Below are 25,496 nucleotides of genomic sequence, written 5' to 3'. Positions count from 1 at the left end.
TCACGCTAGATTCTAGAAATTGAGCAAGACAGTTGCTCCTACACCGACCTAGGCTTGTGCAGGTCGATCTCGAATACATGCCGCAGGTACCCCACGAAATGCTCGTCCCGGCACTGGATCTTGCCCGGGCTATCGGAAATCTTCGCCACCGGCGCGCCATTGCAGGTGGTCATATTAATCACCGCTCGCACGCAACTGCCCTCCAGCCCCGGCCAAAGCTCGATACGCCGCTCCACATATGGGAGAGCGGCGGAGGGTATGATAATGGGCAACCACAAAGGCCATACCATGCTGACCATCTCCAACAACGTGCATCTGCCGGATACCGAAATAGAACTCACCTACATCCGCGCCCAAGGCGCGGGTGGTCAGAATGTCAACAAGGTGTCCAGCGCCGTGCACCTGCGCTTCGACATCCCGGCCTCGTCGCTGCCCGAGTTCTACAAGGCGCGGCTGCTGGCGCTGCGTGACAGCCGCATCACCGGCGACGGCGTGTTGATCATCAAGGCCCAGCAGTACCGCACCCAGGAGCAGAACCGCACTGACGCACTGGCGCGTCTCGCCGAGTTGATCATCGCGGCCGGCAAGACCGAGAAGAAACGCCGCCCCACCAAGCCGACCCTTGGCTCGAAGACCCGCCGCCTCGAAGGAAAAGCCAGGCGGAGCACTGTCAAGGCGGGGCGGGGTAAGGTGGATTTCTAAGAAAACCCGGTGCATTAAGCAGCTGATTATCGAGAGCCCGCCCATCGCTGCGGGGTGGATGCACCATCTGGTCTCGAATCAGCCAACCTGAAACACATGCCGCAGATACGCCACAAAATTCTCATCCCGGCACTGAGTCTTCCCCGGACTATCGGAAATCTTCGCCACAGGCGCGCCGTTGCAGGCGGTCATCTTGATCACCATGTTCATCGGCTTCACCCCGGGAATGTCGCAGGTGAGATTGGTACCAATACCGAAACTGACATGGATCCGGCCATTCAACGCACGGTACAGCTCAAGCATCTTCTGGAAGTCCAGCCCATCGGAGAAGATCAGCGTCTTGCCCTTCGGGTCGATCCCCAGCCGCTCATAGTGGGCGATGGCCTTCTCAGCCCAAGCCAGCGGCTCACCCGAATCATGGCGCAAACCGTCAAACAGCTTGCCAAAGTACAGGTCGAAATCGCGCATGAACGCATCCATGCCAATGCAGTCGGTCAGGGCGATGCCCAACTGCCCCCGATACTCGCGCACCCAGCACTCCAGGGCGGCAGCCTGGCTGTCGACCAGCCGCGGGCCTAGCTGCTGGTGGGCCATGAACCACTCGTGGGCCATGGTGCCGATGGGCTTGAGCTGGTACTCACGGGCCAGGTGCACGTTGCTGGTGCCGACGAAACGCCCCGGGAAGTCGCGCTTGAGGATGTGCACCACCTCTTCCTGCACCCGGTAGGAGAAGCGCCGACGGGTGCCGAAGTCGGCCAGTTGCAGCCCAGCCAGTTCATCCGCGCTGGCTTCGGCCTTGAGCCAGTCGAGCTTCTGGTACAGGCGTTCGCCCACTTGCTCGATCACCACGTCGCGATAGCGGTAGCGGTTGCGCACCTCGGAGATGATTGCCAGCAGCGGGATCTCGAACAGGATCACGTGCAACCACGGCCCGCGTATGCGGATCGCCAGTTGCCCGGCGTCGTCGAGGCCGACCTGGACATAGCGCAGGTTGAAACGGAACAGGCTGAGAAAACGGATGAAGTCGGGCTTGATGAACGGGATCTTTTCCAGGTACGCCAGTTGGTCGAGGGTCACCGAGACATCGGCCAGTTGCTCGACCTGGTAGCGGATCTCGGCGAGGTAGGGCGCCAGGTCCTCGTCGTTGCGGCAGCGGAACTCCCACTCCACCTCGGCGTTGGGGTAGTTGTGCAGCACCGCCTGCATCATGGTGATCTTGTAGAAGTCGGTGTCCAGCAGGTTCTGGACGATCCGTGGGCCAAATACGCTGTCGGTCATGGGCGGGCTTCCTGCAGCAGGGTGAGTCGGGTGTCGAGCGCGGCTTCGTCGGCGCAGAGGTGGATGCCGGCGGCGCTCATCGCTGCGCAGGCGTCGTTGGCGCCTTCGCTGCTCAGGGCGCGGCAGGCCGGGAGGTACAGCAGCACCTCGAAGCCAGCCCGGCGCAGTTGCAGGGCGGTGGTGCGCACGCAGTAGTCCAGGGCCAGGCCGCCGACGATGATCGCCTGCACCTGTTGCACCTTGAGGTATTCGATCACGCCGGTGGAGCGACGCTCGGCCAGGTCGTGGTAGCAGGCGCCGTAGGGGTGCAGGTCGGGCTCGACGCCTTTCCAGACGAAATAGTCGTAGTCGATAGGGGCGGGCAGGCCGGGCAGCAGCTCGAAGCCTGGGGTGCCGGGGACGCAGTGGCTTACCCAGGTCAGGTCGGCGTTGGCCAGCGCCAGGGGTTGCAGCATCTGGCCGGGCTCGGCCACGACCCAGGCGGCGTTGGCCGGGTGGGCGTCCTTGCTGCCCAGGCGCAAGGTGGCGCGGCGGGCCATCAGGTTGAGCGCGGGGGCGATCTGCTCACCGCCTGGCACCGGCAGTTCCTGCGGGGCGTTGGCGGTGAAGCCGTTCTGCGCGTCGACATCGAAACTGGCGATTTTCATCGGAGGCGTCTCCTCAGCTGGAATGTCGATATAATTCACCTGGTGTATTAAGTGTGTCAAGTAGCAAATACAGACTGATTGGCACTTGATTGATTTATTTTCTCTGGTGGAATATATGGCGATCTTGGAGGGGAGCCTTAGCGTGAGCACAGCAGAAGTCCTGGCCAGCGTCGATATCGTCGCGCTGCGCCTGTCACCGCACACCCAGCGCTTGCAGGTGCTGCTCCATCAGCGTGAGCGCGAGCCCCATGCCGGGCAGTGGGCCTTGCCGGGGGTGATCGTCAACGGGCGCACGCCGGACAACAGCCTCGACGCCGCCGCCGAGCGGGCCTTGGCCGAAAAAGCGCGGGTGGTGCCACGGCACCTGGAGCAGGTGGGGACCGAGGGCAATGCCTTCCGTGACCCGCGGGGCTGGTCGCTGAGCACCTATTACCTCGCGTTGCTCGATCCGACCGTGGAGGTGGAGGAGGGGGCGCTGGCGTTCTTCGACCTGGACAGCCTGTTGGCGCGCAAAGTGTTGCTGCCGTTCGATCACCGGCTGCTGGTCGAGCGGGCCTGTGAGCGCCTGGCGAGCAAGTCGGTGTACACCAGCCTGCCGCTGTACCTGGTCGCGGCGTGCTTCACCGTGGTTGATGCCCTGGCAGCGGTGCAGGCGTGCCTGGGCCAGTCGATCAACAACACCTCGCTGCGCAAGCGCCTGGAGCGCATGAAGGCCGCAGGCTGGGTGGAGGATACCGGCGAGAAGCACCAGCCCAGGCTGGGGCGCCCGCAGCAGCTGTACCGGCATACACCGCAGGGTACGGGCGCCTTCGTGTTCGACCGCAGCCTGCTGGCGGCGGGCTGAGGTCAGCGGGGCCCACCCGTGGCGCGTGCGCGCAGGGCCTTCGCCACCTCGGCCTCGATCTTGTAGGCCGGCCCCTCCAGCTCCTCTGCATTATGGGCGTAGCGCTGGGCGAAGGTCTCGACCCCCAGTTCCTGGTACTGCTGCACATGCTTGAGCTCATGGGCCCACAGCGCCACGTTGTCCTCGGCGTCGCCGGGGCGGCGGAAGATGACCGTGTCGATCAGGGTCACCGCGTTCACATCGGGGTTCTGCAGCAGTGCATTGGCCGCGCTGATCTGCTGGTCGTCGCCGACCCGGTAGCGGGCGGCGTCGAGCACGGCGAAGTCGTACCAGGATTCGAGCTGGGCGCGAATGTGCAAGGGGATGGGCTGGGTGCCATTGGCCGTGGCTTCATCCCGTGCCTGGCGCAGGGCGAAGGCCAGGCTGGCGGCAGCCACGCGCTCGACATCCTGCAACACCTGGCCACCCTGGCCGGGGTCGATCGGTGCGCAGAAGCACACCACCAGGCACACCGGGTATTGCCCGACGGGGCAGCTGTTCTGGGCGAACGCCGGCAGGGCCAGCAACACACCGAGCAGGGCACTAGCAATCTTCATCGAGCACCTTGTCGACCAATGTGCGGCTGGATCGCAGTACCTGCTCCTGGACGTCCTCGCTGGCCAGCATGCGCCCGACCACCAGCGCGCCGACGCACTGGCTGATCAGGGCCCAGGCCAGTTGCGGGTCTTGCAGTGTGCTGCTCCAGGCATCGTGCAGCGCCACCAGCCAGTGTTCGGCCTCTTCACGTACCGGCCGTTCGGCACGGGCGATCTCCACGCCCAGGGGCGGCAGCGGGCAGCCGCCTTCGGCGTTGTGCAGGTGGGCGAGGCTCAGGTACTGATCGAGGCAGCGCTTCAGGCGCCCGTGATCGGTCCCGCGAGTGGCCTGGCGACCCAGCGGGCTGTTGGACAGCTCGCGGCGGACCACTTCGGTGAACAGGTCGTCCTTGGACGGGAAGTGGTTGTAGAACGCGCCGCCGGTCAGGCCGATGGCCTTCATCAGCCCGGCCACGCCGGTGCTGGCGAAACCGCCGCGCTTGGCCAGCGCGCCACTGCTGGCCAGCAGTTTCTCGCGGGTCTGTTGCTTGTGTTCGAGGGAGTAGCGCATGCGGAAACCTCTTGGCGCTGGCTTGACGTACGGCTGATCGTAGCATAGCGTTCGTTTACTAAACGATCATTCATCAATGGAGCGGTCCATGGCAGAACAACAAAAAGTCGTGCTGGTGATCGGGGCAGGCGATGCCACCGGGGGCGAGATCGCCAAGCGCTTCGCCCGCGAGGGCTACATCGCCTGCGTCACCCGGCGCCAGGCCGAGAAGCTGCAGCCGCTGGTGGACGAGATCCGCGCGGCGGGCGGCCAGGCCCATGGTTTTGGTTCCGATGCGCGCAAGGAGGAGGAGGTGGCCGAGCTGGTCGAGACCATCGAGCGCGATATCGGCCCGATCGAGGCGTTTGTCTTCAATATCGGCGCCAATGTGCCTTGCAGCATCCTTGAAGAGACACCGCGCAAGTACTTCAAGATCTGGGAGATGGCTTGTTTCGCGGGCTTTCTCACCGCCCAGGCGGTAGCCCGGCGCATGGTGACCCGCGAGCGCGGCACCATCCTCTTCACCGGTGCCACCGCCGGTACCCGTGGCGCCGCCGGTTTCGCCGCCTTCGCCGGGGCCAAGCACGCCTTGCGCGCCCTGGCCCAGAGCATGGCCCGGGAGCTGGGGCCGCGGAACGTCCATGTCGCCCATGTGGTGGTCGATGGCGCCATCGACACCGCCTTCATCCGTGACACCTTCCCCGAACGCTACGCCCTCAAGGACCAGGATGGCATCCTCGCCCCGGCGCATATCGCCGACAGCTACTGGTTCCTGCACACTCAGCCGCGGGACGCCTGGACCTTCGAGCTGGACCTGCGCCCCTGGATGGAACGCTGGTAACCCCTCACTCACACAAGGATCGCCGCATGAGCAAGACCGTCGAGTTCTATTTTGACCTGGGCAGCCCGGCCACCTACCTGGGCTGGACCCAGCTACCCGCCCTCTGTGCCCGCCAGGATGCGCAGCTGGTGTACCGGCCGATGCTGCTGGGTGGGGTGTTCCAGGCCACCGGCAACGCCTCGCCGGTGATGGTGCCGGCCAAGGGCAAGTACCTGTTCACCGACCTTGAGCGTTTCGCCGACCGTTACGGCGTGCCGTTCGGCCTGCCGCCGGGGTTCCCGGTGAATACGCTGACCCTGATGCGGGGTGTGATCGGCACGCAATTGCAGGCGCCGGCGCGGTTCGAGGCGTTGCTGAAAGCGTTGTTCGAGGGGTTGTGGGTGCACAGGCGCAACCTGTCGGATCCGGTCGTGCTGGCTGAGACTTTGGCGCAGGCTGGGTTCGATGCAGAGGCTTTCGTGGCACTGGCTGGGCAGCCTGAGGTCAAGGAGGCGCTCAAGCAAGCGACAGAGAAGGCGGTGGGCCGGGGCGTATTCGGGGCGCCGACCTGCTTTGTCGGTGAGCAGATGTTCTTTGGCCAGGACCGGCTGGATTTCGTCGAGGAGGCGTTGACCGTGTAGGAGCGGCTTTAGCCGCGATGCAGGCGACGCGTTAGCTGGCACCCGCTTTGCGGGTGATCGCGGCTGAAGCCGCTCCTACAGAGGAATGGGTACGGGCTCCAGCAATTGCTCGATGCGGCCGCGCTCCCAGATGCTCAGGTGGTCGACCGGGTTGGTGCCGTAGCGGTGCCAGTGCTCGAGGTCGGCCTGGCGGCCGTCGGGGCTCTGGCACCCGGTGCAGCAGGCCAGGCCTTCGCCGTCCAGCAACAGGGTCAATGACCAACCGTCGATGCGCACCTCGACCTGCCCATCGGGCAGGCGGGCAACAACTTCCAGCGCCATGCTGCCAAGGGCAGCATCACGCAGGCATTGCCAGGCTTCCCGGCTGCTGACGCAGGGCATTGCGCTGTCAGAAGTTCGCCGGGGTGTTGGCGCTGATGATTTCCGCTTCGTCCGGGCCGATGTTCTTGAAGCTGTGCGGCAGCGTGGTGGGGATGTAGTAGCCGTCGCCGGCGTTGAGCACGCTGACCTGGCCATCGACCCACAGCTCCATGGTGCCCCGGGTGACCAGGCCGCATTCCTCGCCTTCCGAATGCACGATCGGCTCGCCGGAGTCGGCGCCTGGCGCGTACAGCTCGCGCAGCATGCGCATCTGCCGGCCTTCGACACTGGCGCCGACCAGCAGCATGCGCAGGCCGTTGCGGCCCAGGTCAGGCTGCTCGCCGCCACGGAACACGAAGCGCTCCTCGCGCACCGGTTCGTCGAAGCTGAAGAACTCCGCCAGGGACATGGGGATGCCCTCGAGCAGCTTTTTCAGGGAACTGACCGAAGGGCTGACACGGTTCTGCTCGATCTGCGAGATCGTCGAGTTGGTCAGGCCGCTGCGGCGGGCCAGCTCCCGTTGGGAGAGGTTGTTGCGTTCACGCACCAGCTTGAGTCGTGTCCCCGTGTCCATAGCCGCCTTGTTTGCAGAGGTGTCAAAAATAATGGGCGACGCATTAAAACACACTCTGCCGGCTTGCGCGCTGTGCGTGTCAGTGGCGCTGGTCGGCTGGCGCGGGCCACAGGCCGACCACCAGCAACAGCAGGCCGACGGCCAGGAACGGCAACCGCGCATCGAGGGCATAGACCAGGGTGCCGGCCAGGGGCCCGATCACCGCGCCCATGCCTTGGGCGGCGCCAATGGAGCCGGCGGTGGCGCCTTGCTCGCCGGCCTGCATGGCGTTGGCCGCCAGCGCGGAGAACGCCGGGAAGACGAAGCCCATGCCGAACGCGGCGACGAAGAACGCGCTCCACAGCCACGGTGCCTGGGTGGCCAGCGCCGCGGCGGCAAAGCCCAGCCCGGAAATGCTGGCGCCGATGCGGATCATCTTCGCCGGCGGCCATTCGAGCCGCCGCAGGAACACCTGGGCCAACATCAGGGCCACACCCACGCAGGTCAAGGCAATGCCGGCGGCCTGGGCGGCATCCCCGGCCTCCAGTTGCAGGCGGTCGAGGGCGAAGAAACCGACGGCGATCTGCGACACGGTGATGCTGAGCATGGCGCTGAAGGCCACCAGCAACGGGCGGCGCAGGCGAGGGTCGGACAGCCGCACGGGATTGGGCGCATGGGCCTGGGCCAGTGGCTGGGGCTTGAGCTTGAACAGCAGCACCACGAACGCCGTGGCCGGCAGCAGCGACATTGCATAGAACGGCAGGCTCAGGCTGTAGCGCGAGAGCAGCGCGGCCAATGCCGGGCCCACCACCAGGCCGACCGCGTTGGCCGCGCCCAGCGAGGCCATTGCCCGCGCCCGGTGCTGGGGCTCGACATGGTCGGCGATCAGCGCGTTGCCACCGACCGGCAGCGCGGCATAGAAGGCGCCGATCAGGCCGCGGGCCAGCATCAGGCCGAAGAACGCCAGGGTCGCGCCCGGCAGCCAGCGCAGCGCGCCGTCGATGAACAGGCACAGCACCCAGTAGGCCAGGGTGAAGCCGCCGCTGCCCAGCAGCAGTACCCGGCGCCGGCCATAGCGGTCGGCCAGGCGCCCCCAGGGCCGCGCCAGGATCACCCAGACCACGCCGGCCACGGTCACCGCCGCGCCGGCCTGCCAGGTGGCCATGCCCAGCAGGCGGGCGATGGGGCCGATCAGGGCGACGAAGGCCATCATCGACATGGTGCAGGCCATGTTGACCAGCATCAGCGGGCGCAGGTCGAGGGTGCTGGCTGGGGTGAGTGAAGCAGGATCCTTTGCGACGTTCATCGGGCAGTCCAGGGGGCAGTTCGGCAAAAAAAAGATGCCGATAGTAGTAATAATTATTTACATGTGTCGACCCCGAGGACGTACCGGTGCTCATTCGCTCCGGCGCAACGGGCCTGGCCACATGCTACGCAACACGCCGTCGCGGCGCACCAGCGCATGCATCAGCGCCGCCCCCAGGTGCACTAGTATGGTGGCGAACAGCAGGTAACCGGCCCAGCCATGGGCCTGGCGCAGCACGGCATACAACTGCAGGTCGTGGGGCGCGATGGCGGGTAGCTGCAGGGGGCGAGGGTAGCCACCTGCCGATAGCATCGCCCAGCCCAGCAGCGGCATGGCCAGCATCAGGGTGTACAGCAGCAGGTGCGAAGCCCCGGCGGCCAGGCGCTGCATACCAGGCAGATCGCGGGGCAGCGGCGGATGGGGCAGGGCCAGGCGCAAGGCGATACGTACCACCACCAATGCCAGCAGGGCCAGGCCGGTGGCCTTGTGCAGTTCCACCAGCAAGGGATGCCGGGGCGACAGGTCGCCGACCATCGCCACGCCAATGAACAGCATGGCCAGGATCAGTGCGGCCATCAGCCAGTGCAACAGCCGGGCCAGGGGATGAAAGGCAACGGGGGTCATGGGCGGGCTCCTTCGCTCAGCGTTTCTTGGCTGCGGCGGTTGAACGATACCGAGTAGGCGGCCGAGCGAGCGGCGAGGATCGGGTCGTCTGAAGGTTCGATCCCTCGGGGCAGGATCAGCGGGTCGAAGTTGAGGTCACGGCAGGCGCCTTGTTCCGGGCCATCGACCTGCTCCAGCACCAAGGTGCCGGCATCGATGCCGCGGCGTTCGGCGGGCCATTGACGGGCCGGGTCGTCCACTGGGTCGCCAGGCTCGGCCAGGGTCAGGCGCAGCGTCCAGCGCAATGGGCCCTGAGCCAGGCGTTGTTGCAGGTCGTGCTGGAGGAACTGCTGGTCGTCGACCTGGGCGGGCAGGGCGGCGAAGGGCGTCTCGGGTTGCAGCGACCAGCGTACTGGATGGGGCTGGCCCTTGGCGTCGATCAGGCGAAACGCGTTGATGCTGTTGTAGGCGGTGCTGGCGAAACTGTCGCTCGCCCGGTAGCCGGCCGCCCACTGGCGGAACGCCGCGCTTTCCGGGTGGGCGGCGAAGAATGCCTGCAGCCTGGCGGGGTCGGGCTTGCCGGTGGCCGGGTCCGGTGTGGCGGCCAGTACTTGTTCATAGAAGCCTTGCGGTGTGCTCACCGCCAGCACCGGCGGGTTGTTCATGCCGGTGCGCCAGACCTGCCCATCGTCGCTGCTCAGCTGGATCGCCAGGCTGCGCACCGGCACGGCGGTGTCGGGCGCGAACGGGTTGGCGCCGCCAATGGCGAAGCGCCCGATCACAGGCACCCTCTGCTGGCTGAAGACCCTCGCGGTGGACAGTTGCGCGGCCTGGCCGCTGCCTTGGAAATAGCCGCTGACGCACAGGCCCTTGGCGTGGTTCTTCCGATAGCCAGGATGGTGGCCGGCCTGGGCCTCGAAGGTGTCGATGATGCGCTGGGGGGTAAGCCTTGGCGCGCCGATCCAGCCGGCCGCATAGGCGAAGCCCGCACCAAGCGCCGCCAGGGTGGCGCCGATGGCGGCCAGGCGCAGGGCCTTTGTGGGGCCGTTGACGGGAGTCTGCATGTTGGAGGGTCCGTTGCGGGGGAATGGAACGGTATGACGAGGGAGCTGAAGATTTATTCCTGTTTGGGAATCCGCCCATTCGAGGTGTTCGACGGTAATGTTGCTGCGCCGGCGGGATCGAGCACCGCTCACGCGGCGCATCGCGGATGAATCCGCTCCTACGGCTCCCCGCTTGTAGGAGCGGATTCATCCGCGATGCGCCGTGTTAACGGCGCTCGCTCTCAAGAGCACTGCAATACCAAGCACAGACTTTTAAAGGACACAGGGAATAGATTTCGTGTTGCGCCGTCTGCCTCTTACACTGACTGCCCAGCGGGGCCCGGAACCTGACCATGCACGAACTGGACGACCAACAGTGGCGCGAGCTGCTGCAACGCCTGCGGCGCTTCGCCCTGTGGCTGACCCGCGAGCCCGGCAGCGCCGATGACCTGGTCCAGGCCACGGTCGAGCGCGCCCTGAGCCGCGGGGGCCAACAGCGGGGAGTGGACAGCCTGCGCCCCTGGCTGTTCACCATCCTCTATCGGTTGTTTCTCGACGGTAAGCGGCGCGAACGCCTGCATGCCCGCTGGCTGGCCTGGTTCGGCCGTGGCCAGGCGGACGAGCCGCTGGGGGCGGACACCGAAAGCATCGTGCTGGCCCAGGCCGACCTGCAGGCCTTCGCCAGGCTGTCGGCCGAGCAACGTGCATTGTTGCTGCTGGTCAGCGTCGAAGGCCTGAGCTACAAGGAGGCCGCCGAAGCGCTCGGCATCCCCATCGGCACGGTGATGTCGCGCCTGTCGCGGGCGCGGGCAGCCCTGCGTGAACTGACCGAGGGCGAGCCTGCGCCCCGGGCCTTGCGGAGACTCAAATGACGCACCTGATCCCCACCGAGCACGAGCTGCACGCCTACGTCGACGAGCGCCTGGACCCGCAGCGACGGGCCGAGGTGCAGGCCTGGCTGGCGGCCAATCCCCAGGAGGCGGCACGCCTGGAAGCCTGGCGCGAGGATGCCCGGCGCCTGCGTGCGGCATTGGCCGGTTTTGGCGAGCGCCCCAGCGATCCGGCCCTCGACCTGGGCCCGTTGCGCCAACGCCTGCGTCAGCGTCGGCGGCGGCAGTTGGCCTCGGCGGCGGTCCTGCTGATCGCCGTGGGCCTGGGCGGGCTGGGCGGTTGGCAGGCGCGGGAGGTGACGCTGATGGCGGGTAACCTGCCGATGGCCGATGCGGTCCAGGCCCACCGGATGTTCGTCGATGCCACCGCGCTGGATATCCAGGCCAGCGATCCGGCGCGCCTGCAAGCCTGGCTGGGTCGCCATTTCAACCGTGTCGGGCAACTGCCGGACCTGGCTGGGTATGGCTTCAAGCCGGTCGGGGCGCGTCTGCTCAGCAACGAAGCGGGGGCGGCGGCGTTGCTGGTGTTCCAGGACCGTGGCGGGCAGCGCATCAGCCTGTTCTTGCGTTCGCCTGGCGAGCACTTCGAGCGCATGCCCACGGGCCAGCGCACCGAGGGGCAGCTCCAGGCGCGCTATTGGTCCCACGGTGACTACAACTTTGCTTTGGTCAGTGCCGTCGATGACGCCCGAGGCGAGCAGGTGCGCCAGGCGCTGGGCGTCAGCCTGTAAGCAGTTCGAGCAGGCGCTGGCGGGCCAGCGAGCCGTCGCCGGCGCGCCAGGCCAGGTACAGCGGCAAGGGCGCGGCGACATCCCGTAGTGGCCGGAAGCACACGCCCGGCTGGGCATTGGCCAGGGCTGCCGATTCCGGCAGTAGGGCCACGCCAGAGCCGCAGGCAACCAGGCTGGCGACCGTCTGCAATTGCGCGGCCTCCTGCACGATCTGGCACGTCATTGGGAGGGCTTGGTCGGTAGGCGCTCATTCGGTCTTGCGCGCCAGGCCCGAGATGATTGCCGCAGCCAACAGGCCAATGCCCCAGCCGATCAGGGTTTGCAACCAGATCACCAGGCGCACGACATGCTTCCACTCGAACACCCGAAACTCTTCCCATGCATCGGCCTTGGGGGTGGGTAGCAAAGGCGCCCAGTCGGACTCTTGCTTGAGGTCGACGAAGGGCATCAGCACATCCAGCGAATAGGCGAGGGGGCTGAGCCCTGTGTACTCGGCAGGCAATTCGGCGCACAGGTACCAGTTACCCATACCCACCACCTGCTTTTGCGGGTTGGCCTGCAGCCAGGCCTGCCAACCATCGGGACGGCAGGCTTGGTAGGTGGGGTTCTGGTAAATGCGTGGATCGGTTGGGGCGAAGATGCCTCCAATCGCGGCCACCCAGTAGATCGACGCGCACACGACCCAAGTGCCGAAAAAGTAGTAAAGCAGCTTAATTGGTCGGTAACCATAACCCGTGAAGTGCCCGTAAGCCCAATGCAGGCCTCGGCTCACCAGGCGGCTGAGCATGCCTTTGTTTCGACGGTCAGGAAAGAGCGGCTGGTCGATAAGCCCCAATCGGCGTCTTTCCTTTTCCAGTTCGATACCCACTTGGCGGGCTTCAGCGAAGTGCGCCGAGTCCTCCAGCACTTTTTTTAGTTGCCACCAAGGTTGTGGGCGAAAATCTTCGGCACGGCGAGCGCTGGCCTTTTTATTGCGCTGCCAGTACTTGCCAAACCACTCCTTCAGTCGCCGTCCTTTGTCCAACGGCTCGGGCTGATTGGGTTGAGCAAGCTGTGCAACCTGAGAGCGGAGCCAATGGAGTCTGTGAGCCAGGCTCAGGGGAGGATTGGCAACCAGGGCGTCGTACTTGAAGCCGTTGAGAACAATTTGTTCGCCCCAGGTCAGTACGTCGTCATCCAGACGGCCCGCGTGAGCATGTTCGAACGAGGCTTTGCTCAAGGGGCTCTCAAGCTTTGCCAGTGAAAGGCTGCCCTTGATGCGCGTTCTGTTCAAACTGAGTGTTTCTTTCGCTACGGTGGCGAACCTGCTTCCTGCACAACGCAGTTCGCCTTCGATGCAGGCATCATTGAACGCGACACTGCCACTGGCTTGGATATTGAGCACCACCTTGCCTAGAACTTTCGACTGGCTGGCGTTGAGTGAGCGTTCGGCAATGTCGCCCTCGAACCGCGCGCCATTGAAAATCAAATCGCCTTCGAAAGTGGCGCAGAGCAGTCGAACAGTGCCCTTGGCAACGAAGTCCGGCGAGAAATGGGCATCCCTGCCAATTGTCGCAGCATCGGCGCTCAGTGCCTTGCCATCGACCCCATGGAGACGTGTGCCTTCACAAACCAGTTGCTGGTGGATCTGGGTGGTGATCAGGCTGACTTCACCGAAGACCTGCGCGTGAGATAGGTCGAGGTTGCCCTTGATGGTTGCACCGTCGAAGATGATGGCCTGTTTGGCATCTTCGAAGCGACCTCGCAGTACGGCTTGGTCGTTGATCTGCGCCATGTTGAAGTGCACCGCTCCATTGGCGCTGAAACCGTGAGGCAAAGAGACTCCACCTTGAAGGGTCGCGCCCTGGGCGGCTATCGCCGCCGGGCCACACCCATCGAATTCGCCGTGGAGGGTAAGCTTTGCGCCGATTTGGCTATTGGCGAGCTTGAGTTGGCCTTGCACCTTGGCATCACTCATCTGCAGGTCATGCTTTACCTGTGTGCCGACCATGTCGAGCGCCAAACCTGTGTGGCTAAGAAGGGTGGTGGCGCCGAAGCGAAAACCACCGCCGATCATGGCATGCTGACAGCGGATGCTCTCGATCTTGGATCCGCTCAGGTAGACATTAGACCCGATGGTGACATTGTTGAGGATGAGGGCCGGCTCAGCCCCGGCGTGCAGGGAACTTTCCAGGCAATAAAAGACGCCATTGATCTGTGTGCCAGGCAGTGCCACAGACCCTCCACTGTGGACTTTTTCAAAAAGTAAATTGCCCTCGATACTGGCGTTCCAGGCTGTCAACCCTCTCCCGAGCCATGTGTTGGTCAGGTGCAAATCACTCTGGATGATGCAGCGGTTGGCGATGATCTCTGGCAGCCGGCACCCGAGCAGGCGAATCGTACCCGTAACAGTGGCTTCGGTCAGGCGAAGTGGGTTCTCGAAGGTGCAGTGCTGTAACTCGAAGGGGATTGAAGTGACTGTGTTGCGTAGGTCGAGATGACCTTCGATGTAGGCACCTTGTAGGTTGATGCCGCGCTCATCGAGCGCCAAACTTTTATCGCCGCCGAGAATCAGGAACCTGAGAAACGACGCACGGATGGTGCGTACGGGGTAGGGGACGTGAGGCCTGTCCGGACCGATGCGTGACGGCAGGCCAGTCTTGCAGCAGGCCAGTAGATGCTTTTCGGCCGTTTTCAGTGGCTCGAAGTCCTCGAGCAATCTCCCATTGATTCCGTTCGTAAACACAACTATCTCGATGACAAGCGCCAGGCCCCCGGATGTCAGGGGCTGGTCGGTTCAGTGGGGGGAAGGTTTTGGTGTCTATTATCAGGCAAGCTCAAGCCAGATCGGCGCATGATCCGACGGCTTCTCCATGCCCCGCAGCTCATAGTCAACGCCAGCCGCCTTCAGCCGCGGCAGCAGCCCCTGCGACGCCATGATCAGGTCGATGCGCAGCCCACGTTTGGGCTCATCCTCGAAACCGCGGCTGCGGTAGTCGAACCAGCTGAAGCGGTCGGCCACCTCCGGGTGCAGGTGGCGGAAGCTGTCGACCAGGCCCCAGCCCTTCAGGCGCTCCATCCACTCGCGCTCCTCGGGCAGGAAGCTGCACTTGCCGGTCTTCAGCCAGCGCTTGGCGTTGTCCGGACCGATGCCGATGTCGCAGTCCTGGGGCGAGATGTTCATGTCGCCCATCACCAGCACCGGCTGGCCATTCTGGAACTGGCCCTCGAGCAGGGCCTGCAGGTCGCTGTAGAAGCGTTGCTTGGCCGGGAACTTGGTGGGGTGGTCGCGGCTTTCACCTTGGGGGAAATAGCCGTTCATCACGGTGATCGGCGTGCCGTCGCGGTCGGCGAAGGTGCCCCAGATGAAGCGGCGCTGGGCATCCTCCTCATCGCTGGTGAAACCCTTGGACAGCGACAGCGGTTTTTCCCGCGAGAGCAGGGCGACGCCATAGTGGCCTTTCTGGCCGTGATAGTGCACGTGGTAGCCGAGCGCCTCGACATCCTTGAGCGGGAACTGATCGTCGCTGACCTTGGTTTCCTGCAGGCCGATCACGTCCGGCTGGTGCTTGTCGATCAGCGCTGCCAGCTGGTGCGGGCGGGCGCGCAGGCCGTTGATGTTGAACGAGACGATCTTCATGGAAAGACGATCCTGGTAAAAGCTTCGGATGCTAGCCGACATCGCCCGCCACGGCCAGCGTGGCGCCCGTCGATTGGCGCTGCTAACGTGCTGTGGTGAGGTGAACGTTACGCAGTGGAGCACCTCCAAGGCACTGTACGCCCATTCCAGGAGGACTGCCCGCAATGCCCGATGCCACTGCCGCCCCGGCCCAGGTCACCCTGCTCGATGCAGGTTTCGCCCGCGAGGCCCGTTCGCTGCTCTACCACGCCTACCGCCACGAACCGACCTTCGCCTGGCTGTTCGAGGGCCAGCGGCCGGGCTACGAACGCCGCCTGCGGGTGATGGTGCGCGAGTGGGTGCGCCAGCACTTCTACCTGGAGCTGCCGGCGATCGGCCTGCTGGTGGAGGATCGCCTGGTGGGGCTGGCCTTGATCGTGCCGCCGCACCGGCGCCTGGGGGTGGCCGACAGCTGGGCCTGGCGCTTGCGCATGATCCTGGGTACCGGCTTGCGTTGCACCCGGCGCTATCTGGACTACCAGGCCGCACTCGCCGGTTGCCTGCCTGGCGAGCAGGTGCACGTGTTGCCGTTGCTGGGGGTGCATCCGCAATTCCAGGGCCAGCACTATGGCGAACAGCTCCTGCAGGCGGTGCATGACTGGTGCGCCGAGGACCCGGCCACCGATGGTGTGGTGCTGGATACCGGCAACGCCCACTACCTGGCGTTCTATCAGCGCCAGGGTTATGAAGAGATCGGGGAGATTGCTGTAGGGCCAATCCGAGAGCGGGTATTCTTTCACCCGAATCCTGTGTCATCCAAGGTATCAAACCTGTGACAGGCATTTACTGACGGCTCCGTTGACTGTCCCGCTCTGGTAGCATGCGCCGCATGACGTATTCAGGAAGACTTGGCTGGGGCCTGCTGTTGTTGGCCGCCAGCTCCATGGCATGGGCACAGAGCGAATTGCTGGTGCGGGTGAAGCCCGCCAACAAGGCGCTCAAGGCCAATATCGAAGGTTATATCGGCAACCTCGGGGACCGCGATGAAGAAGCGCTGTTGCGCTTCAGCCGCGGTGCCGAGGAGCAGGCCCGCAAGGCAGCCCAGGCGCTGGGCTACTACCAGGCGCAGATCGACGCCGAGGTCAAGCCGCCGCCAGACAAAGACAAACCACCACAACTGATCCTGCGCGTGGACCCGGGTGAGCCGGTGCGCCTGCGCAACGTGACGGTGCGCATCGAAGGGCCGGCCAGCGAACTCAAGGCGTTCCGCATTCCCGACAGCAAGGCGCTGCGCCCGGGTGAGCAGCTCAATCATGGTCACTACGAGGACGCCAAGCGGCTGATCCAGAACCAGGCGTCGCGCTATGGTTTTTTTGCCGGCCGCTTCGAGCGTCAGCGCCTGGCGGTCGATCCACAAGCCGGCGTGGCCGATATCGAGCTCATCTACCAGAGCGGCCCGCGCTATCGCCTGGGGGCGGTGACCTTCGGCGGCGATGCGCCGCTGGACAACGACCTGCTGCAGCGCATGGTGTCGTTCAAGCCTGGCACGCCCTATGACTCCGAACTGATCGCCGAACTCAACAACGACCTGCAATCGAGCGGCTACTTCGAAGGGGTTCGTGTCGACGCGGCGCCGACTGCCGCAGTCGGCGAGGACATCCCGGTAGCTGTCCAGCTCGATATCCGCAAGCCACGTACCATGGGGCTCGGCCTGGGCTTCTCGACGGACGTCGGCCCGCGTGGCAAGGCCAACTGGACCCGGCACTGGGTCAACCCGCAAGGCCACAGCTATGGCTGGGAAACCGAACTGTCCGCCCCCCGGCAGAACGTCGGCTTGTGGTACGACATTCCCCTGGACCCGCCCCTGACCGACAAGCTGCGTTTCGCCGGCGGCTACCAGAACGAAGAGCTTGCCGGCACCGACACCCTGAGCAAGCTGCTCACCGTCGGCCCCGAATGGCACAGCAAGCTGGCCAGCGGCTGGCAGCGGGTGATTTCGCTGAAGTACCAGCGTGAAGAGTATCGCCTGGGCGATGATTCGGGGCTTAGCAACCTGTTGATGCCCGGCGTCAGTTTCTCCTACCTGCGCAGTGACAACCGTATCGACCCGCACAACGGCTATCGTCTGCAGTTCGACCTGCAGGCGGCCAAGGAGGGCCTGGGCTCGGACACCAACCTGGTACACGGCAACGTGCTGCTCAAAGGCCTGACCACCCTTGGCCAGAACCACCGGTTCCTGGGGCGGGTGCAGTTCGGTGGCAGCGCTACCAATGGCTATCAGCAGAACATCCCGCCATCGCTGCGCTTCTTCGCCGGTGGTGACCAAAGCGTGCGCGGCTACGACTACCAGTCGCTGTCGCCGACCAACAACAAGGGTGACAAGATCGGTGGCCGCTACCTGGTGGCGGGCAGCGCCGAGTACCAGTACTCGATTGCCGAGAAATGGCGCCTGGCGACCTTCATCGACCAGGGCAACTCGTTCAACTCGCTGGAACTGCCCAGCCTCAAGACGGGCGTCGGTGTCGGCGTGCGCTGGGTCTCGCCGGTCGGGCCGTTGCGCCTGGACCTGGCCCATGCGCTGGACGACGATGGCGGGTTCCGTTTGCACTTCTCCATGGGGCCTGAACTGTGACACGCGTGTTCAAATCCATTTTCCTGGGCCTGTTGGCACTGTTGCTGCTGATTGCCCTGGTGCTGGGCCTGGTGCTTGGCACCCAAGCCGGCAGCCGCTGGGTGCTGGGGCTGGTCCCTGGGGTGCAGGTCGACGATTTTGAAGGTCACCTGGGTGGCGCCTGGCAGGCCAGGCAACTGCGTTGGAGCGACGGCGATAACCATGTGGAACTGCTGGCGCCGCAACTGAGCTGGTCGCCCGCGTGCCTGCTGCGGGCCACCCTCTGTGTCGAGCGGTTGCAGGCCGAGCGCATCGACATGGCCTTTGCCCCCGGCGAGCCCCAGGCCGACAGCGGCCCGCTGAGGCTGCCGGCCTTGCACCTGCCGTTGGCCATCGAAGTGGGTGAGATCAACGTGGGCCAGTTGCGCCTGGATGGCGACGACCTGCTGGGTGATCTGCGGCTGGCCGCGCGCTGGACCAGCGCCGGCCTTCAGGTAGACAGCCTGCAATTGCGCCGCGACGACCTGCACCTGGACCTCAAAGGCCTGCTGCAACCGCAAGGGGACTGGCCTGTGCAGTTGCAAGGCACTGTGCAGTTGCCCGCCGTCGACGGCAAGGCCTGGCAGTTGCAGCTGAATGCCAAGGGTGAGTTGCACCAGACCCTGGCCCTGGATGCTACCAGCCGCGGCTACCTCGACGCCCACCTCACCGGGGAGCTGCAAGCCCTGGCCGAGCATCTGCCCGCCCGCGTCAGCATTCGCGCCGACGCCTTCAAGGCGGCCGGCAGCTTGCCTGACACCCTGCAACTGAATCAGCTCCGGCTGGATGCCCAAGGTGACCTGCTCAAGGGCTACCAGTTGTCCGGGGCGGCCAGCCTGCCCGCCGAGCAGGGGCCAATCGGCCTGGTGCTGGCCGGCAAGGTCGATGCCAAGGGGGCCCGTCTGGATGCCCTGGACCTCAACGCCAGCGACACCCAGCGATTGAAGCTGCAAGCCAACGCCGACTGGCAGAAGGGCCTGAGCGCCGATGCCACCCTCGACTGGCAGGACTTCCCCTGGTTGCGTCTCTACCCCCTGGAGCAGCCGCCTCAGGTCACGCTAAAGCGGTTCAATGCCCAGGTGCAGTATCGCGACGGCAACTACAAGGGCGCCTTCAGTGGTGATCTCGATGGTCCGGCCGGCGCATTCAAGCTGGCCAGCCCGTTCGAGGGCGATCTCACCCAGGTTCGCCTGTCGCAGTTGGCCCTGAGTGCGGGGCAGGGCAAGGCGGGCGGCAGCGTCGCATTGCGCTTTGCCGACACCCTGGCCTGGGATGTCGACCTGCAACTGTCGGCGCTCGATCCGGCCTACTGGCTGGCGGAACTGCCCGGCACCCTGGCGGGGCCGCTGCGCAGCCAGGGCGAATTGAAGAACGAACAGCTCAAGCTCAAGGCGCAACTCGACCTCAAGGGCCGCCTGCGTGGCCAACCGGCGCTGCTCAAGGTCGATGCCGACGGTGCAGGTGACAACTGGACACTGGGCAGCCTGACCGTGCAGCTGGGTGACAACCGCATCAACGGCAGCGGCAGCCTGCAGCAGCGCCTGGCAGGGCGGATCGACCTCGACCTGCCGCGCCTTGGCCAGCTCTGGCCGCGGTTGCAGGGGCAGGCCAAGGGGCGCCTGGACGTCAGTGGCACCCTGGCGGCGCCGCAAGGCACCCTGGTGTTGCAGGGGCAGCAGTTGGCGCAGGCCGACAACCGCGTGCAGCGGCTCGACCTGGATGCACGGTTGGACAGCGCCCAGCGTGGTCTGGTCACGCTCAAGGCCGGTAGTATCCGCCTGGGCGACAGCGCTTTGGGCACCCTCGATGTGCAAGGCAAGGGCGATGCTCGCCAGCAGGCCGCGACACTGGCCTTGGACGGCCCGCAGCTCAAGCTCGACCTGGCCCTGGATGGCGCCTTGAGCAAAGGCGACTGGCGCGGGCGCCTGGCCAGTGGCCGGATCCGGGCCGGCGGCCAGGACTGGCAATTGCAGGCACCCGCCCGCCTGCAGCGCCTGGCCAGCGGCCAGCTGGACTTTGCTGCGCACTGCTGGCGCTCGGGCCAGGCCAGCCTGTGCGGCGAGGACCAGCGCCTGGCCCCGGAGCCGCGCCTGCGCTACCACCTCAAGCAGTTCCCACTGGACAGCCTGGCGCAGTGGCTGCCCAAGGACTTCGCCTGGCAGGGGCTGCTCAACGCCGACATCAACCTCGACATGCCTGCCAGCGGGCCCAAGGGCAGCGTCCGTGTCGACGCCAGCGCGGGCACCTTGCGCGTGCGTGACAAAGGGCTTTGGATCGACTTCCCGTATCAAGTGCTGCGCCTGGACAGCAACCTTGCGCCGCGCCGGGTCGATACCCGCCTGGACTTCCGGGGCGAGCGCCTGGGTGAGCTGAGCCTCGACACCCGGCTGGACCCCCTGGGGCGCAACAAACCCTTGTCCGGTGAGTTCCGCCTGGCCGGCCTCGATCTGGCCATCGCCCGGCCGTTCCTGCCGATGGTCGAACGCCTGGCCGGCCAGCTCAACGGCAGTGGGCGACTCTCGGGCAGTCTGCTGGCGCCACAGGTCAACGGCACCCTGGCCTTGACCGGCGGCGAAGTCAGTGGTGCCGAGCTGCCCACCAGCCTGCAAGATCTTTCACTGCGCGCGTTGATCGCGGGCGAGCAGGTCCAGCTCAGCGGTGACTGGCGCAGTGGCGATGCCGGGCGTGGGCAACTGGCTGGCCAGATGACCTGGGGGCAGGTGCTGGCCATGGACCTGCGCCTGCAAGGGCAACAGCTGCCGGTCAGTGTCGAGCCTTACGCGGCGCTGGAAGTCGCTCCGGACCTGACTGTTCGCCTGGTTGACGACAAACTCGCAATCACCGGCAAGGTGCGGGTGCCCAAGGGCAAGATCACCGTACGCGAATTGCCACCTTCGACGGTCAAAGTCTCGGACGACACCGTGATCGTCGGGCACCAGACCGAGGAGGGCAAACCGGCCATGGCGATGGCCATGGACATCGATGTCGAGGTGGGCAGTGACAAACTGGCGTTCAGCGGATTCGGCCTGACCGCCAACGTGCTCGGCCATGTGCATATCGGTGACAACCTCGACACCCGTGGTGAGCTGAGCCTGGCCGATGGTCGTTATCGCGCCTATGGCCAGAACCTCACCATTCGCCGGGCACGTCTGTTGTTCGCCGGCCCGATCGACCAGCCGTACCTGGACATCGAGGCCATTCGCAAGGTGGACGATGTGGTCGCCGGCATCCGCCTCAGCGGCAGCGCCGAGCAGCCCGCCACGAAGGTGTTCTCCGAGCCTGCGATGAGCCAGGAGCAGGCCTTGTCATACCTGGTGCTGGGCAGGCCGCTGAACAGCACGGGCGAGGACAGCAACAGGATGGCCGAGGCGGCACTGGGGCTGGGGCTGGTGGGGGCCGAAGGGCTGACGGCAGGCCTGGCGTCGAACCTGGGCATCGATGACTTCCAGCTGGACACCCAGGGCGCGGGCAACACCACCAGCGTGGTCGCCAGCGGCAACCTGACCGAGCGCCTGAGCCTGCGTTACGGCGTGGGGGTGTTCGAGCCAGCCAATACCATCGCCTTGCGCTACAAGCTGAGCAAGAAGGTCTACCTGGAAGCCGCCAGCGGCCTGGCCAGCTCGCTGGATATCTTCTACAAGCGCGACTTCTGACAGCACTCCAGCATCCTCACCGCCCTTGGCGGCCGGTGAGGATGTTTCTGGCCGTGTTCTGTTTCGATCCATGCCTTGATCCTATCCTTGGATCTTCCTGTACCGCTGGGTGCTCAGCGAGCATGGTGCTCCTGGCGACGAATGTTGCCGATCTGGCGCAAGCTCAATCCGTATTTGTCAGCCAGCAGGCTGCGCGACAGGCCGTCCGCGCTTTCCCTCTGGATCTGCTGGTTGCGCAACTGGCGCTGGAAGTGGTCGGCCTTGGGGATCTCCAGGGCGATGCCTGCGAAGCGTTCGATCAACGCATCAAGTGCTTCGGCTGGCAGGACGTCGGCCAGCTTGGTGCGCTCGCGATGTTTGGGAATGTACTTGGGGCGGCCACCGAAGGCGCAGGTCAGGTGGTAGGCATTTTCGATGCCGATGCATTCGATCAGCGATTGCAGGGAGTGGGGCAGCTGGCTTACGTCTATGTTGTTGAGGTCTGGCATTTCCATGCAGGCATTCCTTCTACTGAACTGGTTGTCATGACGCTTGACCGTCGATGGCAAGTGTCGAGGTTGCCACTGGGTGGCCTGGCTCGATTTTCAGTTAGCTCCAGAAAGCGCCGCTAGGCGCGAAGCGGAACAGGGGTTGTAGCCTGCACGCATTGTCGTTCGCGGGCAGCCGCCCAATTTGATGTAGGAAATTCCTTCACCCTTACGCTACAGGCCCCAAAACGCCTAGAGAAGACCTTCCGTGATGGCATTCTGGGTGCTGATGTATAGGGGTAATTTTACCAATGCACGACTTGCCTAGCGGACACACAGGTGCTGTGCTCGATAGCGTGTAAGGAAAGTGGCTTGCGGCAGGAATGTCAGCGTAGGAAAAATGGGCGCGGTATCATGGCGCTGGCTCCGTGGGAGCCTCATGTCCCCGATGTCGCAAGGAAACTCCGATGACACATGTGCAGCGCCTGAAATATTCGATCCTGATCATCCTGGTGGTCCTGGGTATCATGCTCGGCTTAAGTTACCTGCAGAAGCAGGGCACTATCAGCGAGCAGACGTTCCAGTACATCGCCATCGCCATTGCGGTCGTGGTGGTGGTGATCAACGGGATCCTGCGGCGCAAGGTCAAGCCCTGAAGCGAACGGGCCGGCGGTCCTGGCCGGCCAGGCGCTCAGCGTGTGGCCGGCAGCTCGAGCACGGCCCGGGCCTGGGCTTCCAGGCTGTAGCACTTGTCGCTACCCAGGCTGATGACGCCTTCGGCACACAAACGCTTGAGCACTTCGCGCACGCTCAGGAACGACAGGGGAATATCCAGTTGCTCGAGCTGCGCGTGCACGCCCCGCACGCCAATGCTGCGGCCATCACGGGCCGCGCTGTGCAGGGCGTCGATCACCTTGAGGCGGATCAGGCTGGTGCGCAGGCCGTAGGTGCGCAGCAGCTCGCGGATCTGCTCGTTGCCGACGCGCTCGTCCTGCCCGCCGGGTGCCGGGGCCGGGCCGGGCGGCGTGTGCAAGGAAGGTTGCGGGTTGTACATGTGAATGCTCCTTTTCGTGGACTGTCCCGAAATCATGAGTGCCTCACTACTTAAGACGAACGAGAACGGGAAAACTGCAATCCCCGTGGAAAAAAATCTGACGCACCTTGTTCAAGACGTTGCAACCCGTCACGAGGCGTAAAATTTTCATCCGGCTTTTCGTCTGATCGGGATAACCCCGATTGCACGAGGAGTGCTTGTGATCTCTCTTTCGCGTCCCCTGTTCCACCTTGGGCTGGCCACCCTGCTGGTCGGCACCAGCCTGGCCGGCCAGGCGCGGGAGGCTGCCGGTGAAGCCTCCGCGCAGATTCGTCGAACCAGCTTCGGCGTGCCGCATATCCTCGCCAAGGATGAACGTGGCCTGGGTTACGGCATCGGCTATGCCTATGCCCAGGACAATCTCTGCCTGCTGGCCAATGAAGTGTTGACGGTCAATGGTGAGCGTTCGCGTTACTTCGGCGCGCAGGCAAAGACCGTGGAGCAGCGTGAAAACCTCGCCAGCGATCTGTTCTTTACCTGGCTGAACAACCCGCAGGCGGTGAATGGCTGGCTTCAGGCGCAGCCCGGTGCGGTGCGCGACCTGCTTGAAGGCTATGCCCTTGGCTACAACCGTGCCTTGGGCGAGCGGCGAGCGCAGGGCTTGCCCGCCGAATGCGGAAAAGGCGATTGGGTACGACCGATCACCAGCCTCGATCTGGTCAAGCTGACCCGTCGCTTGCTTGCCGAGGGTGGGGTAGTGCAGTTCGCCGAAGCGGTTGTGGCTGCCACGCCGCCGAAGCTGGCGGCGCAACGTCCCTCGGTCGATTACAGTGTGGCCTTGGCGCGGCAGGCGGCGTTTGCTGCTGAGCGTGGCAGCAACGCGGTTGCCGTCGGTGCCGAGCGTTCGACCAACGGCCGCGGCCTGCTGCTGGCCAATCCACATTTCCCATGGGTGGGCGGGCTGCGCTTCTACCAGATGCAATTGACCATTCCCGGTCAACTGGACGTGATGGGGGCGGCATTGCCTGGGCTGCCGGTGGTCAATATCGGTTTCAACCGGCACCTGGCCTGGACCCACACGGTCGACACGTCCAAGCATTTCACGCTCTATCGCCTGCAGCTCGACCCGAAGGATGCGACGCGCTACCTGCTGGACGGCCAGTCGCTGCCGCTCGAGCGGCAGATGCTGAGCGTCACGGTCAAGGGCGAAGATGGCGCGCTGAACCAGGTCGAGCGGCCGGTCTACCTGTCGAAATTCGGCCCGGTGGTGCAATGGCCCGGTCGGCTGGACTGGGATCGCCAGGCCGCCTACAGCCTGCGTGACGCCAACCTGGACAACACTCGGGTGCTTGAGCAGTGGTACCGCATCAACCGCGCCGACAGCCTGGACACCTTGAAGGGCAGCATCGGACAGTTGCAGGGTATTCCCTGGGTCAACACCCTGGCGGTGGACAGTACGGGGCGGGTGATGTACCTGAACCAGTCGGTGGTACCTTACGTTGACCAGGCGTTGCTGTCGCAGTGCAGCAATCCCCAGGCTTCCGGCCCGTTGGTGGTACTGGATGGCTCGCGAACTGCCTGCCAATGGAAGATCGATGCGCAGGCCGCCCAGCCCGGTATCTTCCCGGCACGCCTGTTGCCGAGCCTGGAACGTGGCGATTTTGTGCAGAACTCCAATGATTCTGCCTGGATGGCCAACCCGGCGCAGCCATTGACCGGCTTCTCGCCCTTGGTCAGCCGCGACGACCAACCGTTGGGCATGCGCAGCCGCTTTGCCCTGCAGCGTTTGCAGGGCGCTGGCAAGCTGGGTGTCGCTGACCTGCAGCGCATGGTGTTCGATGACGAAGTCTACCTGGCCAGCCTGTTGCTGCCGGACTTGTTGCAATGGTGCAAGGGCGTCCAGGCCGACCTGCAGCCGCTGTGTGCCAGCCTTCAGGCCTGGAGCGGCAAGGCGGACCTGGACAGCGGTGTCGGCCTGGTCCACTTCAGCAACATGCTCAACGCACTGTCGCAGCACTCGGAAATCTGGCGTGTGCCGTTCGACCCAGCGGACCCGCAGCACACCCCACGCGGCTTGGCGGTGGAACAGGCGGCGGTCGGCAAGCGGCTGCGCGAAGCGGCCCTGGCCTCGCTGGAGCAGGTCGGCAAGTCGGGTATCAGTACCGATCAGCGCTGGGGGCAGATCCAGCAGGCGGCGGATGGCACGCCAGTGCCGGGTGGCCCGCAGGCCTTGGGTGTGTACAACGCGATGGTCAGCGTGCCGGTGGGGCAGGGCAAGCGCCTGGTGGTGAGTGGTTCGAGCTATCTGCAGGTGGTCAGTTTCACCGAGCAGGGGCCGCAGGCCCAGGGGCTGCTGGCGTTTTCGCTTTCGAGTGAAGCGGCTTCGCAGCATGCTGGTGATCAGACGCGCGCATTCGCGGCCAAGCAACTGGCACCGATTCCGTTCACCGAGGCGCAGATCAAGGCGGATCCGCAGTTCCGGCAGTATGTGATCAGCGAGCGTGACAAGGCAGCGGTGGCGAGCAGCGCTCAGTAGCCTTGGCCCGGGCATC

The 25,496-nt window shown here is 64.9% G+C and carries 26 protein-coding genes; 11 read left to right on the top strand and 15 right to left on the bottom strand.

The annotated features are described in order from the left end of the window. Window positions 1-38: 38 nt before the first annotated feature. Window positions 39-290 carry a hypothetical protein gene (locus tag P5705_RS18770; RefSeq protein WP_431196962.1) on the bottom strand — a complete coding sequence of 84 codons (252 nt, stop codon included), beginning with the start codon at window positions 288-290 and terminating at the stop codon, window positions 39-41. On the opposite strand from P5705_RS18770, the gene arfB reads away from it, so the two are divergent. After that, the gene (gene arfB / locus P5705_RS18765) at window positions 289-702 is read left to right on the top strand and encodes an alternative ribosome rescue aminoacyl-tRNA hydrolase ArfB (protein WP_277462436.1); all 414 of its coding nucleotides are present in this window, start codon (window positions 289-291) and stop codon (window positions 700-702) included. The genes P5705_RS18770 and arfB overlap by 2 nt on opposite strands. Window positions 703-780: 78 nt before the next feature. Here the strand turns inward: arfB and pncB are convergent, their stop codons facing one another. Next, window positions 781-1,980 (bottom strand): nicotinate phosphoribosyltransferase, encoded by a 1,200-nt coding sequence (gene pncB / locus P5705_RS18760; protein WP_277462435.1) that lies wholly within the window; start codon window positions 1,978-1,980, stop codon window positions 781-783. Beyond that, entirely contained in the window at window positions 1,977-2,627 is a 651-nt protein-coding gene (locus P5705_RS18755; RefSeq protein ID WP_277462433.1) for a nicotinamidase, read from the bottom strand. The genes pncB and P5705_RS18755 overlap by 4 nt, the downstream gene beginning before the upstream one ends. Before the next feature lie 142 nt (window positions 2,628-2,769). On the opposite strand from P5705_RS18755, the gene P5705_RS18750 reads away from it, so the two are divergent. After that, window positions 2,770-3,471: an NUDIX hydrolase gene (locus P5705_RS18750; protein ID WP_277462431.1), complete on the top strand. Its 702-nt coding sequence runs from the start codon at window positions 2,770-2,772 to the stop codon at window positions 3,469-3,471. A gap of 2 nt (window positions 3,472-3,473) precedes the next feature. On the opposite strand, the gene P5705_RS18745 is transcribed toward P5705_RS18750, so the two are convergent. Both P5705_RS18745 and P5705_RS18740 read right to left on the bottom strand, forming a co-directional pair. Then, complete coding sequence (locus tag P5705_RS18745; RefSeq protein WP_277462428.1) at window positions 3,474-4,067, bottom strand: DUF4157 domain-containing protein; 594 nt, start codon at window positions 4,065-4,067, stop codon at window positions 3,474-3,476. Continuing rightward, entirely contained in the window at window positions 4,054-4,617 is a 564-nt protein-coding gene (locus tag P5705_RS18740) for a TetR/AcrR family transcriptional regulator (protein WP_277462427.1), read from the bottom strand. Before P5705_RS18740 ends, P5705_RS18745 begins: the two co-directional genes overlap by 14 nt. 88 nt (window positions 4,618-4,705) lie before the next feature. On the opposite strand from P5705_RS18740, the gene P5705_RS18735 reads away from it, so the two are divergent. Both P5705_RS18735 and P5705_RS18730 read left to right on the top strand, forming a co-directional pair. Continuing rightward, on the top strand, window positions 4,706-5,437 hold the full coding sequence (locus tag P5705_RS18735) for an SDR family oxidoreductase (protein WP_213660543.1): 732 nt from the start codon (window positions 4,706-4,708) through the stop codon (window positions 5,435-5,437). Window positions 5,438-5,463: 26 nt separating this feature from the next. After that, the gene (locus P5705_RS18730; protein WP_277462425.1) at window positions 5,464-6,057 is read left to right on the top strand and encodes a 2-hydroxychromene-2-carboxylate isomerase; all 594 of its coding nucleotides are present in this window, start codon (window positions 5,464-5,466) and stop codon (window positions 6,055-6,057) included. Window positions 6,058-6,132: 75 nt separating this feature from the next. On the opposite strand, the gene P5705_RS18725 is transcribed toward P5705_RS18730, so the two are convergent. The 5 genes from P5705_RS18725 to P5705_RS18705 form a co-directional block, all read right to left on the bottom strand. Continuing rightward, window positions 6,133-6,438, bottom strand: a complete 306-nt coding sequence (locus P5705_RS18725) for a DUF7693 family protein (RefSeq protein ID WP_277462424.1) — start codon at window positions 6,436-6,438, stop codon at window positions 6,133-6,135. Between the two features lie 7 nt (window positions 6,439-6,445). Continuing rightward, entirely contained in the window at window positions 6,446-6,991 is a 546-nt protein-coding gene (locus tag P5705_RS18720) for a cupin domain-containing protein (protein ID WP_011533300.1), read from the bottom strand. A 79-nt stretch (window positions 6,992-7,070) separates the two neighbouring features. Then, window positions 7,071-8,276 carry an MFS transporter gene (locus P5705_RS18715; protein ID WP_277462423.1) on the bottom strand — a complete coding sequence of 402 codons (1,206 nt, stop codon included), beginning with the start codon at window positions 8,274-8,276 and terminating at the stop codon, window positions 7,071-7,073. A 90-nt stretch (window positions 8,277-8,366) separates the two neighbouring features. Then, window positions 8,367-8,900 carry a cytochrome b gene (locus tag P5705_RS18710; protein ID WP_277462422.1) on the bottom strand — a complete coding sequence of 178 codons (534 nt, stop codon included), beginning with the start codon at window positions 8,898-8,900 and terminating at the stop codon, window positions 8,367-8,369. Further along, on the bottom strand, window positions 8,897-9,943 hold the full coding sequence (locus P5705_RS18705) for a catalase family peroxidase (protein ID WP_277462420.1): 1,047 nt from the start codon (window positions 9,941-9,943) through the stop codon (window positions 8,897-8,899). The genes P5705_RS18710 and P5705_RS18705 overlap by 4 nt, the downstream gene beginning before the upstream one ends. Before the next feature lie 332 nt (window positions 9,944-10,275). Between P5705_RS18705 and P5705_RS18700 the strand changes: the two genes are divergently transcribed. After that, window positions 10,276-10,794 carry a sigma-70 family RNA polymerase sigma factor gene (locus P5705_RS18700; RefSeq protein ID WP_277462419.1) on the top strand — a complete coding sequence of 173 codons (519 nt, stop codon included), beginning with the start codon at window positions 10,276-10,278 and terminating at the stop codon, window positions 10,792-10,794. Further along, entirely contained in the window at window positions 10,791-11,543 is a 753-nt protein-coding gene (locus P5705_RS18695) for an anti-sigma factor family protein (protein ID WP_277462418.1), read from the top strand. Before P5705_RS18700 ends, P5705_RS18695 begins: the two co-directional genes overlap by 4 nt. Here the strand turns inward: P5705_RS18695 and P5705_RS18690 are convergent. The 3 genes from P5705_RS18690 to xthA all read right to left on the bottom strand — a co-directional run bounded on the left by P5705_RS18690 (window position 11,533) and on the right by xthA (window position 15,162). Continuing rightward, entirely contained in the window at window positions 11,533-11,766 is a 234-nt protein-coding gene (locus P5705_RS18690) for a LysR substrate-binding domain-containing protein (RefSeq protein WP_277462417.1), read from the bottom strand. The genes P5705_RS18695 and P5705_RS18690 overlap by 11 nt on opposite strands. A gap of 24 nt (window positions 11,767-11,790) precedes the next feature. After that, window positions 11,791-14,241 (bottom strand): hypothetical protein, encoded by a 2,451-nt coding sequence (locus tag P5705_RS18685; protein ID WP_277462416.1) that lies wholly within the window; start codon window positions 14,239-14,241, stop codon window positions 11,791-11,793. Window positions 14,242-14,349: 108 nt separating this feature from the next. Further along, on the bottom strand, window positions 14,350-15,162 hold the full coding sequence (xthA, locus tag P5705_RS18680) for an exodeoxyribonuclease III (protein ID WP_277462415.1): 813 nt from the start codon (window positions 15,160-15,162) through the stop codon (window positions 14,350-14,352). A 164-nt stretch (window positions 15,163-15,326) separates the two neighbouring features. On the opposite strand from xthA, the gene P5705_RS18675 reads away from it, so the two are divergent. The 3 genes from P5705_RS18675 to P5705_RS18665 are packed head-to-tail and all read left to right on the top strand — an operon-like array spanning window position 15,327 to window position 21,444. Continuing rightward, on the top strand, window positions 15,327-15,977 hold the full coding sequence (locus tag P5705_RS18675; RefSeq protein WP_213660553.1) for a GNAT family N-acetyltransferase: 651 nt from the start codon (window positions 15,327-15,329) through the stop codon (window positions 15,975-15,977). A gap of 53 nt (window positions 15,978-16,030) precedes the next feature. Further along, a complete protein-coding gene (locus P5705_RS18670) occupies window positions 16,031-17,773 on the top strand; it encodes an autotransporter assembly complex protein TamA (RefSeq protein ID WP_277462413.1) in 1,743 nt (580 codons plus the stop codon). Continuing rightward, complete coding sequence (locus P5705_RS18665) at window positions 17,770-21,444, top strand: translocation/assembly module TamB domain-containing protein (RefSeq protein WP_277462412.1); 3,675 nt, start codon at window positions 17,770-17,772, stop codon at window positions 21,442-21,444. The genes P5705_RS18670 and P5705_RS18665 overlap by 4 nt, the downstream gene beginning before the upstream one ends. Before the next feature lie 113 nt (window positions 21,445-21,557). Here P5705_RS18665 and P5705_RS18660 read toward each other — a convergent pair whose 3' ends face one another. After that, window positions 21,558-21,938 (bottom strand): Mor transcription activator family protein, encoded by a 381-nt coding sequence (locus P5705_RS18660; RefSeq protein ID WP_277462410.1) that lies wholly within the window; start codon window positions 21,936-21,938, stop codon window positions 21,558-21,560. Window positions 21,939-22,378: 440 nt separating this feature from the next. Between P5705_RS18660 and P5705_RS18655 the strand changes: the two genes are divergently transcribed. After that, window positions 22,379-22,567, top strand: coding sequence for a hypothetical protein (locus tag P5705_RS18655; RefSeq protein ID WP_011533313.1), 189 nt, complete (start codon window positions 22,379-22,381; stop codon window positions 22,565-22,567). Between the two features lie 35 nt (window positions 22,568-22,602). Here P5705_RS18655 and P5705_RS18650 read toward each other — a convergent pair whose 3' ends face one another. Next, window positions 22,603-22,965, bottom strand: coding sequence for a fe2+ zn2+ uptake regulation protein (locus tag P5705_RS18650; protein WP_277462405.1), 363 nt, complete (start codon window positions 22,963-22,965; stop codon window positions 22,603-22,605). A 199-nt stretch (window positions 22,966-23,164) separates the two neighbouring features. On the opposite strand from P5705_RS18650, the gene P5705_RS18645 reads away from it, so the two are divergent. After that, entirely contained in the window at window positions 23,165-25,480 is a 2,316-nt protein-coding gene (locus P5705_RS18645) for an acylase (RefSeq protein WP_277462404.1), read from the top strand. Window positions 25,481-25,496 lie beyond the last annotated feature (16 nt).

The organism is Pseudomonas entomophila (assembly GCF_029478665.1).
Classification (GTDB): Bacteria; Pseudomonadota; Gammaproteobacteria; order Pseudomonadales; family Pseudomonadaceae; genus Aquipseudomonas; species Aquipseudomonas entomophila_F.
This window is presented reverse-complemented; position numbering and strand designations above follow the sequence as displayed.